At 70.0% G+C, this 14116-nt stretch carries 10 protein-coding genes; 3 read left to right on the top strand and 7 right to left on the bottom strand.

Annotated features, from left to right (window positions below):
* Position 1 precedes the first annotated feature (1 nt).
* On the bottom strand, positions 2-742 hold the full coding sequence (locus tag BM396_RS08295) for a ParA family protein (protein WP_043379372.1): 741 nt from the start codon (positions 740-742) through the stop codon (positions 2-4).
* Between the two features lie 270 nt (positions 743-1012).
* Here BM396_RS08295 and BM396_RS08290 point away from each other — a divergent pair, with 270 nt between their 5' ends.
* The 3 genes from BM396_RS08290 (at position 1013) to BM396_RS08280 (ending at position 4579) form a co-directional block, all read left to right on the top strand.
* On the top strand, positions 1013-2173 hold the full coding sequence (locus tag BM396_RS08290; RefSeq protein WP_081948563.1) for an SMP-30/gluconolactonase/LRE family protein: 1161 nt from the start codon (positions 1013-1015) through the stop codon (positions 2171-2173).
* Positions 2174-2179: 6 nt separating this feature from the next.
* Positions 2180-2623, top strand: a complete 444-nt coding sequence (locus BM396_RS08285; RefSeq protein WP_043379375.1) for an MEKHLA domain-containing protein — start codon at positions 2180-2182, stop codon at positions 2621-2623.
* 294 nt (positions 2624-2917) lie between these two features.
* The gene (locus BM396_RS08280) at positions 2918-4579 is read left to right on the top strand and encodes a methyl-accepting chemotaxis protein (protein ID WP_043379378.1); all 1662 of its coding nucleotides are present in this window, start codon (positions 2918-2920) and stop codon (positions 4577-4579) included.
* Between the two features lie 30 nt (positions 4580-4609).
* On the opposite strand, the gene BM396_RS08275 is transcribed toward BM396_RS08280, so the two are convergent.
* The 6 genes from BM396_RS08275 to BM396_RS08250 all read right to left on the bottom strand — a co-directional run bounded on the left by BM396_RS08275 (position 4610) and on the right by BM396_RS08250 (position 14115).
* Positions 4610-5590 carry an ABC transporter ATP-binding protein gene (locus BM396_RS08275; RefSeq protein ID WP_043379380.1) on the bottom strand — a complete coding sequence of 327 codons (981 nt, stop codon included), beginning with the start codon at positions 5588-5590 and terminating at the stop codon, positions 4610-4612.
* On the bottom strand, positions 5587-6567 hold the full coding sequence (locus tag BM396_RS08270) for an ABC transporter ATP-binding protein (protein WP_043379383.1): 981 nt from the start codon (positions 6565-6567) through the stop codon (positions 5587-5589). The genes BM396_RS08275 and BM396_RS08270 overlap by 4 nt, the downstream gene beginning before the upstream one ends.
* 142 nt (positions 6568-6709) lie before the next feature.
* Positions 6710-7681 carry an ABC transporter permease gene (locus tag BM396_RS08265; protein ID WP_043354011.1) on the bottom strand — a complete coding sequence of 324 codons (972 nt, stop codon included), beginning with the start codon at positions 7679-7681 and terminating at the stop codon, positions 6710-6712.
* Positions 7682-8042: 361 nt separating this feature from the next.
* Positions 8043-9023: an ABC transporter permease gene (locus BM396_RS08260; RefSeq protein ID WP_043379385.1), complete on the bottom strand. Its 981-nt coding sequence runs from the start codon at positions 9021-9023 to the stop codon at positions 8043-8045.
* 9 nt (positions 9024-9032) lie between these two features.
* Complete coding sequence (locus tag BM396_RS08255) at positions 9033-10649, bottom strand: ABC transporter substrate-binding protein (RefSeq protein WP_043379476.1); 1617 nt, start codon at positions 10647-10649, stop codon at positions 9033-9035.
* A gap of 307 nt (positions 10650-10956) precedes the next feature.
* Positions 10957-14115: a multidrug efflux RND transporter permease subunit gene (locus BM396_RS08250; RefSeq protein WP_043379387.1), complete on the bottom strand. Its 3159-nt coding sequence runs from the start codon at positions 14113-14115 to the stop codon at positions 10957-10959.
* Position 14116 lies beyond the last annotated feature (1 nt).

The following is a 14116-nucleotide window of genomic DNA, read 5'->3' as shown; positions in this document are numbered from 1 at the left end:
GTCAGCGGGCGGAGGCCGACCGCATCTTCCCGTCGATCCAGGTCCAGAGGGCCCGGACCTCGTCGGCGGCCGGGCTGACGGGGGCGTATTCCGTGACGCCGAGCCCGGTCGCCAGGGCGTCCTGGTGATCGACCCGGTGGATGATGCCGGGCTCGGCCAGGACGCCCAGGGCGCGCAGCTGCGCCGCGTAGGCGCTGGTGCGCGGCGAGGGCGGCGGCGGGCACTGGTTCAGCACCAGGGCCAGCCGCTCCCGCAGCCCGAGCCCGACGAGCGCCTGGAGGGTCGGCCGGGCGGCCACGATGTCGAGCCGCGAGGGGCGGACCGGCATCAGGACGAAATCGGCATCCTTCAGGGCCGGCGCGAGGCCGGACGCGCTGCCGGCGGTGTCGAGGACGGCGAGCGTCGTGCCCTGCTCGGCGAGGATGCCGAGAATCTCCGACAGCTGGCCCATCTCCCAGGGTTGGATCCGGTCGACCGCGACGGCGTCGCTCTCGCGGTCGCTCCCGCGGTCGCTCCCGCGGTCGCTCTTGCGCAGGGCCCCCCAGCCGGCCAGGGATCCCTGCGGGTCGAGATCGAGGGCGGTCACCTGCTCGCCGGCCTCCGCGGCGGCGACGGCCAGGGAGGCCGCGAGGGTTGTCTTGCCCGTCCCGCCCTTCTGCACCGCCAGGGCGAGGACCCGCAGCGAGCCGGCGCCGGGCCGGGGCGCGGTGTCCGGCGCCGGTTCGGATCCTTCGGGATCCATGCGTGTCCCACCTCTCCAATCTCAGGCCCGGGCCTCGGCCCGTGCGGCGCCGAATCGAGGTCCGGCACGATCGTGCTTACCGTGACGCCGCTGGCTGGGGCCAGCGTCGCGCGGCGGCGCCTGTGGACCGCCCGTCGCCGGCTCCCGATCGGCGGGGCGCGGATTCCGGCGCGCGGGATCGCCCGGACGGCCCATGCGTTGGGCCGGCATCCCGTCGGTCGCGCCCCGCGCCCCTGCCGGGACTCCGATGACCGCCACGCCGGGATCCGCATGCGCCTCGACCGCCGCCGCCTGATCGGAACGGGGCTCCTGGCCCTCGCCGCCCCCGCCGCCCGCGCCGGGACGCCGCCGCCCCCGACGAGCCGGCCTGCGGGGATTCTGGACCTCGCCATCGCGGCGGATGCGCCCTCGACCCCCACGGGACTCGCCATCGCCCGGGGCGGACGGATCTTCGTGATGATGCCGCGCTTCACCGGTGCGGAGCCGATCACCCTCGGCGAGGTGCTGCCCGACGGATCAGTGAAGCCCTACCCCGACGCGGCGGCCAACCGCCCGGACCCGCAGGCGCCGCAGGCCACCCTGTTCCATGTGCCGAACGGCGTTTTCGACCGTGACGACACCCTCTGGGTGCTCGATGCCGGCCTGCCGACCGGCAAGGGACGGCCGGTGCCGGGCGGCGCGAAGATCCTGGCGATCGATATCGGCCGGAACAGCATCCGCCGGACGATCCCCCTCGACGCGGGCGTGGTGCCGGATTCCTCGCTGAACGACCTGCGGGTCGACGTGCGCGACGGGCGGGCGCTGGCCTACGTCACCGATCAGGGGCAGGCCGGCGCGGGGGCGATCCTCGCGGTCGATCTCGACAGCGGGCGGGTGGTGCGGCGCCTCGCGGACCATCCCAGCACGCGCTCCGAGGAGGGCTTGGTCAAGTTCGTGGAGCGGCGGCCGGTGATGGAGCGGAAGGGCGACGCGCCGGAGAAGAGCCCGAAGGGCGGCGCCAACGGCATCGCGATCAGCCCGGACGGACGCCGCCTGTACTACGCGCCGCTGATGAGCCGGCGGCTCTACGCGGTCGAGACCGCGGCCCTGCGCGACCCGAACGTCTCGGACGCGGCCGTGGCCGCCACGGTCAAGGATCTCGGCGAGAAGGGCATGACCGGCGGGCTGACCACCGATTCCGAGGACCGGGTCTATCTCAGCCTGCAGGAGCACAACGCGGTCGGCCGGCGCCTGCCGGACGGCACCGTGGAGGTGCTGGCCGCCGACGACCGGCTGATCTGGGCCGACACCTTCTGGATCACCCCGGACCGATGGCTCTATATCTCGGCGGCCCAGGTCAACCGGCGGCCGGAATTCAACCGCGGCCGGGACCTGCAGCAGCCGCCCTACGCGATTCTGCGCATGCGCATCGACGCGGACCCTGTCCTGTAGCGGATCATGACGGACCTCTCGCACGACCCGGACTTCTTCGCCCTGCTCACCGGCAGCTATGCGCGGCGGCTCGGCGAGTCCCTGGTGCCGGCCGGTGCCGATGCGGCCTGGCTCTACGCGGCGGCCCCCTTCGCGGTCCTCGCCCACGATGGCGCCGCGGATCCCCGCTTCGTCTACGGCAACCGGGCCGCCCAGGCCTGCTTCGGCTACGCCTGGGACGAACTGATCGGCCTGCCCTCGCGGCTCTCGGCCGAGGCGCCCGAACGGGCCGCGCGGCAGAGCCTCCTCGACGCGGTCACCCGGGACGGCTTCAGCCGCGGCTATCGCGGCCTGCGGATCGCCAAGGACGGCCGGCGGTTCTGGATCGACCAGGCGGTGGTCTGGCAGCTCGACCGCGACGGCACGAATATGGGACAGGCCGCGACCTTCTCGGCATGGCGCGACGCCTGAGGAAGCGGCCGATCCTGCCGGCTCCGTCGCCGGGCCAGCCCCGTCGCAGGCCGGGTCTTACACCTTCCGATAGAAGTTTCTTGAAAATATCAGTTACAGATAGAAATCAGTCACGCGCTTTGCAGTCGCGATCACGTTCGTTTGAAATCTTGTCTTGGCTCGAAACTCGACTGCATTTATCGACTAAACTTTAATCATCGTGCCTCACCAAGGTGCAAACTCCGAAATCACCGCGCGCGTGTCTGCGCCGCCGCCGGTCTCGGATGCCACCGTCTGGAAGGCCACCCGCCCACGATGACCATCAAACTCAGACTGCTCGCACTCCTGGCCGTCATGGGCCTGCTCCTGCTCGCATGTGCCGCCATGGGCAATCTCGCCCTTCACTGGAATCACCAGAGCTTCAAGACCGTCTTCGACGACCGCGTCGTCTGCCTCCGGCAATTCAGCATCATCCGCGATGCCTATGACGACCTGATCGACGTCTCGCGCAGGCTGCGCGGCCGGCAGATCGACCCGGCCCAGGCGAAGGACCAGATCGAGCGCGATCTCTCCAACCTTCACACGCAGTGGTCGGCCTATCTGGCGACCTACCTGACCCCGGAGGAGAAGGCCCTGGCCACCGAGCTGCAGGGGTCACTCGACCGGAACGATGCCATCGCGGCCGAGATCCTCAAGCGCATCGCCGCGGGTCGCGCTTCGGATTTCGAGTCCACGCATGCGGACCTGCTGACGAGCCTGCGGACCGCCAACGCGACCCTCGGCAAGCTCACGGCCTTGCAGGTCCGTGAAGCGGAGGCGGAGTTCGAGCGCTCCGAGACCACCGCGGGCTGGTCGCGCCTCGCCCTGCTGGCCGCCCTCGTCCTCGCGGCGCTCAGCATCGCCTACGGCATCTACACGATCGTCGTGCAGGTGATCCGTCCGCTCGGCGGCATGACGGCGACGATGACCCGCCTGGCCGCCGGCGAGCTCGAGGCGCCGGTCACGGGCGCGGAACGGGCGGACGAGATCGGTGGGATGGCCCAGGCCGTCCAGGTGTTCAAGGAGGCGATGATCGCCAAGCGGGACGCCGACGCGGCCGCGGCGATCGAGAACGCCGCCAAGATGCGGCGGGCCCAGGTGCTGGACGATGCGACGCGGGCGTTCCAGAGCCAGGTCACGCAGCTCACGCACGGCCTGGCCTCGGCCGCAACCGAGATGGAGGCGACCGCCCAGTCGATGAGCCGCACGGCCGATCAGACGGCGGGTCAATCCATGAGCGTCGCCTCGGCCGCCGAGCAGACCTCCTCCAACGTCCAGACCGTGGCGGCGGCGAGCGAGGAGATGGCGGCCTCCATCGGCGAGATCGCCCAGCAGGTCGCCCGCTCCACGATCATGGCCGAGCGGGCCGCCGCGGATGCCGCGCAGTCCACCACGATCGTGCGCGGGCTGGCCGAGGGCGCCGAGAAGATCGGGGCGGTGGTCGGCCTGATCTCCGGGATCGCCGCTCAGACGAACCTGCTGGCGCTCAACGCCACGATCGAGGCCGCCCGTGCGGGCGAGGCGGGGCGCGGCTTCGCCGTCGTCGCAGGCGAGGTCAAGGAGCTGGCCTCGCAGACGGCGCGGGCGACGGACACCATCGCCGCGCAGATCAACGCCATCCAGGGCGAGACCCGCGAGGCCGTCGCGGCCATCCAGTCGATCGGCGCGACGATCACTGAACTCCGCGAGATCGCCGTCGGCGTGGCCGCCGCCATGGAGGAGCAGGGCGCGGCGACCCAGGAGATCGTCCGCAACGTCACGCAGGCGGCTCAGGGCACCCAGTCGGTCACCGTCAGCATCGGCAGCGTCACGCAGGCCGCGAGCGAGACCGGCGCCGCCTCCGCGCAGGTGCTCACCGCAGCGTCGGAGCTGTCACGGCAATCCGAGCAGCTCGGGGCCGAAGTGTCGGGCTTCCTCGCCACGGTCCGGGCGGCCTGACGGCCCCTCGGGCCGACCGGGCGGGCCTCCTCAGGCCCGCCCCTCCTGGACGGCGTGGCAGGCGACGCCGTCCAGCAGCGCCGGCACCTCGGTCCGGCAGCGGTCGTTCGCCAGCGGACAGCGCGGGTTGAAGGTGCAGCCGGGCGGCGGGTCGATCGGGTTCGGGATCTCGCCGGAGACCGGCACCCGGGCGCGGCCGACATGGGCGAGGTCGGGCACCGCGTCGAGGAGCATCCGCGTGTAGGGATGGCGGGGCCTGGCGAACATGTCCTTGGCGGCGGCGACCTCCACGAGGCGGCCGAGATACATCACCCCCACCCGGGTCGCCATGTGGCGGACCACGGCGAGGTTGTGGGAGATGAACAGGTAGGTCAGCCCGAGACGGTCCTGCAGGTCGCGCATCAGGTTGAGGATCTGCGCCTGCACCGAGACGTCGAGCGCCGAGGTCGGCTCGTCGCCCACGAGGAACTCCGCCTGGCTCGCCAGCGCCCGGGCGATCGCCACCCGCTGGCGCTGGCCGCCGGAGAATTCGTGCGGGTATTTTTTCGCATCGTCCGGGTGGAGCCCGACCAGGCCGAGCAGCTCGCTGACCCGGGCGCGGATCGCCCCCTCCCCCTGGATCAGGCCGAAGGCCCGGATCGGCTCCGCGATGATCCGGCCCACCCGCCAGCGCGGGTTCATGGACGCGTAGGGGTCCTGGAAGATCATCTGGATGCGCGCCCGCAGGCGCCGCCGGGCTGCGGCCTGGCGCGGGTCGGTCATCGAGACGCCGGTGATCGTCACCTCCCCGGCCGAGGGCGGCAGCAGGCCGACCACCATCCGCGCCACCGTCGACTTGCCGGAGCCGGATTCGCCCACGATCGCGAAGGTCTCGCCCTTCTCGATCGTGAACCCGACCCGGTCCACCGCCGTGAGGAATTTCCGGGGCTCGCCCTCGAGCACCCGGTTGAGCCAGGGCTTCGAGACGTCGAACCGGCGGCGCAGATCGGTGACTTCGACGTAGGCGCTCACGCTGCGCGCTCCGCTGCATCGTACAGGTGACAGGCCACCCGGCTCGCCTCCACGGCCTGCGGCTCCGGCCGCTCGACCCGGCAGCGCGAAAAGACCTTCGGGCAGCGCGGGTTGAAGGCGCAGCCCTTGGGGATGGCGGTGAGGCGCGGCATCGAGCCGGGGATCTGGCTCAGCCGCGTGGCCTCCTGCGACAGGGTCGGGATCGCCCCCATCAGCCCCACCGCGTAGGGATGGTGGGGCTTCGCGATCACCGAGGCGACCGGGCCGATCTCGGCGACGCGCCCGGCATACATCACCGCCACCCGGTCGGCGGCCTCGGCGATCACGCCCATGTCGTGGGTCACCAGCATCACCGCGGTGCCGTGCTCCCGGCAGAGGCGCTTGAGCAGGGTGATGATCTGGGCCTGGACCGAGACGTCGAGCGCCGTGGTCGGCTCGTCGGCGATGATCAGCTCCGGCTCGGCGGCGAGCGCGAGGGCGATCACCACCCGCTGGCGCATGCCCCCGGAGAACTCGTGCGGGTAGCCGTCGATCCGCCGCTCGGGGGCCGGGATGCCGACCTCGGCGAGCAGGTCGATGGCGCGGGTGCGGGCGGCTTTCCCCGACAGGTCGGTGTGGGTGCGCAGGGTCTCGACGATCTGGTCGCCCACCCGGAACAGCGGGTCGAGCGAGGTCAGCGGATCCTGGAAGATCATGCCGATGCGCTTGCCCCGCACCCGCCGCATGGCCTCGGGCGAGAGATTGTCGATGCGCTCGCCGCGCAGCCGGATCTCGCCGCCGGCGATGCGTCCGGGGCGGTCGATCAGCCCGATCACCGCCGAGCCGGTCACCGACTTGCCGGCCCCGGATTCGCCCACGACCCCGAGGATCTCGCCACGGCCGATGTCGAACGAGACCCGGTCGATGGCGGTGAGCGGCCCGCGGCGGGTGTCGAAGGCGACCGTGAGATCGCGCACGGAGAGGATCGTGTCGGTCATGGCGTGGCGGCTCCGGTGGCAACCGGGCGTCGGATGGGCGCCCCCGTCCTTGCGAGCGGAGCGAAGCAATCCAGCGGCGCCGCGTTCACCGAGGTCGCGCTGCCCTGGGTCGCTTCGCTGCGCTCGCGCTGACGATGTCCCATCATTGCAGCTTCGGATTGAGCGCGTCGCGCAGCCAATCCCCCAGGAGGTTGATGGCGATGACCAGCCCGGCCAGCGCCAGCCCCGGGAAGGCGACGATCCACCACTCGCCGGAGAACAGGAAGCGGTTGCCGGTGCGGATCAGCGTGCCGAGCGACGGCATGGTCTCGGGCAGGCCGGTGCCGAGGAACGACAGGGTCGCCTCGGTGATGATCGCGAGCGCCAAGTTGATCGTCGCGATGACGAAGACCGGGCCGGTGACGTTCGGCAGCACGTGGCGGACCAGGATCACCGGGGAGGACAGGCCGATCAGCCGCGCCGCCTGGACGTAGTCCTTGCCCTTCTCGACCATCACGGAGGACCGCACGGTCCGGGCGTACTGCACCCAGAAGGACAGGCCGATCGACACCACGATCAGCCCGATCAGTGGCCCGACGTCGAGGGCGCTGCCGAAGGTTGCCTTGGCGACGCCGTCCACTACCAGGGCGATCAGGATCGCCGGGAAGGTGAGCTGCACGTCGGCGATCCGCATGATCAGCGTGTCGAGGACGCCGCCCGCGTAGCCGGCGATCAGACCCAGCGCGATGCCGATGACGCCGGAGGTCAGCACCCCGAGCCCGCCGACGATCAGCGACAGGCGCAGGCCGTAGAGCACCGCCGAGAGCACGTCCCGGCCCTGGTCGTCGGTGCCGAGATAGTAGGGCGCCTGACCGTCCGCCTGCCAGATCGGCGGCAGGTTGGAGTTGATCAGGTCGAGCTGGGCCGGGTCGTAGGGGTTCTGCGGGGCGATCAGGGGCGCCGCGAAGGCGAGCCCGACCATCAGCACCGTGGCGACCAGCGCCGCCATGGCGGTCTTCGAGCGCAGGAAGCTCGCCAGCAGGTCGGAATCCCGCCAGCGCGCGAGGCGGGAGGGCGCCGCCTCCGGCAGGGGGACCGGCGGGGCATCGCCCGCGTCGAGGTCGTATCCGCTCATCGGTCGCCCTTCACGCCGTGTCCGGTGGAAAGCTTCGGGGCGGCTGCCGTCGTCTTTGCGAGCGGAGCGAAGCGATAGCGGCAACCCAGAACGCGACCGTCTTGCGCCGACGGGCCTGGCAGGCGCGACCTGCCCCCTCTCCCATGCGGGCGAGGGTCGGGGTGAGGGTCGAGACCGCTCAGAGTGAAGCGCACCCTCGAAGCGCCGACAGGCCGCGCCCCATTCGGACAGTTCTCATCCCTCACCCTGTCCCTCTTCCACATGGGAGCGGGGACCCGCGCCTCTTGCGAAGCGGGCGTGACCGTCGCGTCCCGTTCAATGACGCGCGGCAGGCAAGCGGAACGGTGCGTCATGTCCGGTCTCACGCCGCCCGCCCGGTCGAGAGCCGCAGGCGCGGATCCACCACCGTGTAGAGGATGTCGACCACGAGGTTGATGGTCACGAAGATCAGCGCCACGAGCAGCAGGTACGCGGACATGATCGGGATATCGACGTTCTGCACGGCCTGCACGAACAGCAGGCCCATGCCGGGCCACTGGAACACCGTCTCGGTGATGATCGAGAAGGCGATGACCGAGCCGAGCTGCAGCCCCGCGATGGTGATCACCGGCACGAGGGTGTTCTTCAGGGCGTGCCGCAGGTGGACGGCGCGGGTGGTGAGCCCCCGCGCCCGGGCGAAGCGGATGTAGTCGGTGCGCAGGACCTCCAGCATCTCGGCGCGCACCAGCCGCATGATCAGCGTCATCTGGAACAGGCCGAGCGTCACCGAGGGCAGGATCAGGGCTTTGAGCCCCGACGCGGTGAGGAAGCCCGTCGTCCACCAGCCGAGCCGGACCGTGTCGCCCCGCCCGTAGGAGGGCAGCCAGCCGAGCGTCACCGAGAAGAGGTAGATCAGCAGGATGCCGATCAGGAAGGTCGGCAGGCTGATCCCGATGAGCGAGACGGCCTGGAACAGCCCGGCGAGCCAGGAGTCGCGGCGCAGGGCGCAGTAGACGCCCATGAGGACGCCGACCACGAGGGCGAAGACCGTCGCGCAGAAGGCGAGCTCCAGCGTCGCCGGCATGCGCTCGGCGAGGAGCTGCGCCACCGGCTGCCGGAACTGGTAGGAGATGCCGAACTGACCCCGCGCCACGCTGCCGGCGTAGCGGGCGAACTGGACCAGGACGGGATCGTCCAGGCCGAGATTTTTGCGGATCTCCGCCCGCTCGGCCACGGTGGTGTCGGGGCCGACGATCTGGTTCACGGGATCGCCCGCGAACCGGAACATCGCGAAGGCGATGAGCCCGACGACCGCGAGGACCGCGGCCGCCTGGATCACCCGGCGCAGCAGGAAGGCGAGCACGCCCGGATCCTACTGCGGATCCTTCGACACCCAGTAGAGCAGGAGCAGGTTGTCGGCGCGCTGGGTCAGGTGGACCTTCTTGGAGACGCCCCAGGCCAGCGCCTGCTGGTGCAGCGGGATGTAGCCCCAGTCGGTGTTGAGGACGTCGAAGCCCTCCTTGATCAGGGCGTCGCGCTTGGCCTTGTCGGTCTCGCCCTCGACCTTGTCGGCGATGGCGTCGATCTTCGGATCGCAATAGCCCGCGAGGTTCCAGCTGCCCCGGCCTGACTTGTCGCCGGGCTTCCGGCAGCCGACGATCTCGTAGAGGATGTTGTGGCTGTCGAGCGAGGACGGGGTCCAGCCGAGCAGGTAGAACGACGTGTCGTAGTTCGGGGCCAGCACCTTGGCGAAGTACTTGGCCTTCGGCTGCGCGTTGAGGTTCACCTTGACGTTGATGCGGGCGAGCATCGAGACCACCGCCTGGCAGATCGCCTCGTCGTTGACGTAGCGGTCGTTGGGGCAATCCATGGTGAGCGAGAAGCCGTCCGGGTAGCCGGCCTGGGCCATCAGCTCCTTGGCCTTCTTCAGGTCGGTGGCGGGGCGCTTGAACTCGGCGCCGCGGTCGTAGAGGCTCGGGGCGATCATCAGCGCCGAGGGCACCGCCTGCCCGCGCATGACCCGCTTGGCGATCGTGTCCTCGTCGATGGCGAGGTAGAAGGCCTCGCGGACCTTGATGTCCTTGAACGGGTTCTTGCCCTTGACGCTCGAATCCTTCAGCTCGTCCCGGTCCTGGTCCATGCCGAGGAAGATCGTGCGCAGTTCGGGGCCGGCCATCACGGTGGCGGTGCCGCTGGCGTTCACCCGCTGCTGGTCCTGCAGCGGCACGGGGTCGATCCAGTCGACCTCGCCGGAGAGGAGCGCGGCGACGCGGGTCGCCGGGTTGGCGATGGTGGTCAGCACCGCCTCGTCGAGGTTCGACTCGACCTTGCCCCAGTAGCCGTCGAACTTCTTGAACACCGTCTTCACGCCCGGCTGGTGCTCGGCGATCACGAAGGGGCCGGTGCCGTTCTCGTGGAGGGTGGCGTAGCTCGGGCTGGAGGCGTTGGGCGGCGTCGGCTGCACGACGCCGTTCTTCTCGGACCATGCCTTCGACATGATCAGCCAGGTCGGGAACTGGGCAATGGCGATGGGGTTCGGCTTCTTCAGCACCATGTCGACGGTGAAGTCGTCGACCTTCACGAATTCGGCGTCGGACGGGACGTTAGTGGTGAAGTTCGAGCCCGGGGCGCGGACCCGCTGGGCGGAGAAGATCACGTCGTCGGCGGTGAAGGGCGTGCCGTCGTGGAACTTCACGTTCTTGCGCAGGTGGAAGCGCCAGCGGGTCGGCTCGGGCGTCTCCCAGGATTCGGCGAGGCCGGGGGCGAATTTCAGGTTCTTGTCGAGGGTGACGAGGGATTCGTAGGCCGCCTGCTGCATGCCCTCGGTGAAGCTCTCCTTGAGGGAGTACGGGTCGAGGGATTTCAGGTCACCCTGGAAGGCGAAACGGAAGACGTTCGCGGCCTGCGCGGGCAACACCGCGAAAGCGAACGTCGCGACGGCACCCGTGGCCACGCCGCGGACGAGGGTCTTCAGGGTCGAACGGGACAAGCGGATCTCCGGAACCGTGAATGCGCCACCGACCGACAGCCCCGGCGGTGTCCACCGCGGCGTCAGCAAGCTTCGGACCATCTGTATACAAGGCGGCGGCCGAGGCTGTCGCGGGTGAGTGACATTATTCGGCCGCCCGAACGCGTTTTTCCCGCCTCCTATCGTCCTCGATCGACGGCCGAGGCGCCGCCATCGCGCGGCAGGCGGGACCGGGACGGCCCTCGCGCATGGAAGCGCGCGCCTCCTCCCCCGTGCGGGAGAGGGGGCGCGTCGCGCGTTGCATGGGCCGGGGCGCGAGCGCGCCGGCCTACTCGGCCGCTACCCGCGCCGGCTCGTGCCGCGTCTCCGCGTCCGCCCGCTCGCCCTCCGCCACCGCCTTGCGCCGGAACAGGCGCATGACGACGACGAAGAAGACCGGCACGAAGAACACCGCCAGCACGGTGGCGGTGATCATGCCGCCCATCACGCCGGTGCCGATCGCCTGCTGGCTCTTCGAGGCGGCGCCGGTGGCGATGGCCAGCGGCACCACGCCGAAGATGAAGGCCAGCGAGGTCATCACGATCGGCCGGAACCGGAGCGTGGCGGCGTCCACCGCCGCCCGGATCACCGAGGTTCCGGGCTTCCAGAGGTCCTTGGCGAATTCCACGATCAGGATGGCGTTCTTGGCCGAGAGGCCGATGATCGTGATCAACCCGATCTTGAAGTACACGTCGTTGGGCATGCCGCGCAGGTAGACGGCCGCCACGGATCCGATCACGCCGAGCGGGATCACCAGCATGACCGAGACCGGGATCGCCCAGCTCTCGTAGAGCGCGGCGAGGCACAGGAACACGATCAGCACCGAGAGGGCGAGCAGCAGGCTCGCCTGGCTGCCGGCCTGCTTCTCCTGGTAGGACTGGCCGGTCCAGGCGTAGCCGAAGCCCTTGGGCAGCTGGAGCATCAGCCGCTCCATCTCGGCGATGGCGTCGCCCGACGTGTAGCCGGGGTTCGGCTCGCCGGTGAAGCGCACCGACTGGTAGCCGTTGAAGCCGACGATCTGGCTCGGCCCCATGCCCCATTTCAGCTCCGCGAAGGACGACATCGGCACCATCGTGCCGCCGGCGTTCTTGACCGCGTAGTTGAGGATGTCCGACGCGTTCATGCGCTGGAGCTGCTCGGCCTGCACGTAGACGCGCTGCATCTTGCCCCGGTTGGGGAAGTCGTTCGGATAGACCGAGCCGAGGTTGAGCTGGATCGTGGCGTTGATGTCCTCGAACTTCACGCCCAGGGCCGCCGCCTTCTCGCGGTCGATCACCAGCTCCGCCTGCGGGGTCGGCGGCAAGCCCTCGATCTTCACCTTCTGGAGGATCGGGCTCTGCTGCGCGAGCTTGAGCAATTGCTCCTGGGCCGAGAGCAGGGCCGCGTAGCCGCGGTTGGCCCGGTCCTGCAGGCGGAACGAGAAGCCCGCCGCGTTGCCGAGATTGTCCACGGGCGGCGGTTCCTGGGCGTCCACCGTGGCGTCGCGGTAATTGGCGAGCGCCGCGTTGGTGCCGGCGACGAGGGCGGCGGCCGAGTTCTTGGCGTCGCGCTCGGACCAGGGCTTGAGGGTGACGAAGGCCTGGCTGGTGCTCGGGGCCTGGCCCGAGAAGGAGAAGCCGTTGAGCATGGTCACGGTGGCGACGCCGGGCTGGGCCAGCAGGTGCTCCTCGACCTTGCGGACCGCCTCCTGGGTGCGGTTGTAGGAGGCGCCCGGGGGCGTCTGGATGTCGACCGTGAAGAAGCCCTGATCCTCCACCGGCAGGAAGCCCTCCGGCAGGTTCACGAAGGCGTAGGCGGTGCCGGCGACCAGCGCGAGGTAGACCAGCATCACCCGGCCGGATTTCCGGATGAACCACTGGGTGCCGCGGCCGTAGCGGGCGGTCTCCCGGTCGACGAACCGGTTGAACATCCCGAACACGCCGCCCTTGGCGTGGCCGTGGCCCTTCTCGATCGGCTTCAGGAAGGTCGCGCAGAGGGCCGGCGTCAGCGACAGGGCGAGCAGCGCCGAGAAGGCGATGGAGGTCACCATCGCGATCGAGAACTGCCGGTAGATGATGCCCACCGAGCCGGGGAAGAACGCCATCGGGATGAACACGGCCATCAGCACCAGGGTGATGCCGATGATCGCCCCGGTGATCTGCCCCATGGCCTTCTTGGTGGCCTCCTTGGGGGGCAGCCCCTCCTCGTTCATGATCCGCTCGACGTTCTCCACCACCACGATGGCGTCGTCGACCAGGATGCCGATGGCCAGCACCATGCCGAACATGGTGAGCACGTTCACCGAGAAGCCCGAGATCCACATCACCGTGACGGTGCCCATCAGGGCGATCGGCACCACGATGGTGGGGATCAGGGTGTAGCGGATGTTCTGCAGGAACAGGAACATCACCAGGAAGACCAGCACCACCGCCTCGACCAGCGTGTGCAGCACCTTCTCGATGGAGGCCTCCACCGCCGGGGTGATGTCGTAGGGGATGTCCCACTTCAGGTCCGGCGGGAAGAACTGGGACAGCTCCACCATCTTGGCGCGGATCGCCCGGGCCGTCTCGAGGGCGTTGCCGTCGGGGGCGAGCGTCACCGAGATGCCGGCGGCGGGGCCGCCGTTCAGGCGGGTCGAGAACTGGTAGGCGTCGCCGCCGAGTTCGATCCGGGCGACGTCGCGCAGGCGCACGTTCGAGCCGTCGGGATTGGCCCGCAGCACGACCGCGCCGAACTCCTCGATGGTGCCGAGCTGGCCCTTCACGATGATCGGCATGGTCAGCGATTGCCGGGTCGGGCTCGGCTGGGCGCCGACCGCCCCGGACGCGACCTGGACGTTCTGGTTGCGGATCGCCTCGGTGACGTCCGAGGCGCTGAGCGAGAGGCCGCGCAGCTTGTCGGGATCGACCCAGACGCGCAGCGACCGCTCCGTGGAGTAGAGCGTCGCGCGGCCGACGCCGGGGATGCGCCGGATCTCGTTGATGACGTTGCGGATCAGGAAGTCGCCCAAGCCCACCTCGTCCATCGACCCGTCCTTGGAGACGAGGGTGATGATGTTGAGGGTCGCGGCCGAGGCCTCCTCCACCAGGATGCCCTGCTGGCGCACCTCCGCCGGAAGGCGCGCCTCGACGCGCTTCAGCCGGTTCTGGACCTCCACGGAGGCGAGCGACGGGTCGGTGCCGGGCTGGAACGTGGCGGTGATGTTCACAGAGCCGAACGAGTCGGTGGTCGACTCGAAGCTCATGATGTTGGCCGCGCCGTTCAGCTCATCCTCGATGAGCCGGGTGGTGCCGATGTAGAGGCTCTCCACCGAGGCCCCCGGATAGGCCGTGGACAGGGCGATGGAGGGCGGGGCGATCACCGGGTACTGCGCCACCGGCAGGTTCGGGATGGCGAGGGCCCCGCCCAGGCAGATGAACAGGGCCACGACCCAGGCGAAGACCGGCCGGTCGATGAAGAAGCGTGCCATG

The organism is Methylobacterium sp. UNCCL125, from assembly GCF_900116795.1.
GTDB classification, from domain to species: Bacteria; Pseudomonadota; Alphaproteobacteria; order Rhizobiales; family Beijerinckiaceae; genus Methylobacterium; species Methylobacterium fujisawaense.
Note: the sequence above shows the minus strand (reverse complement) of the source record. Positions and strands in the feature narration are given on the sequence as shown.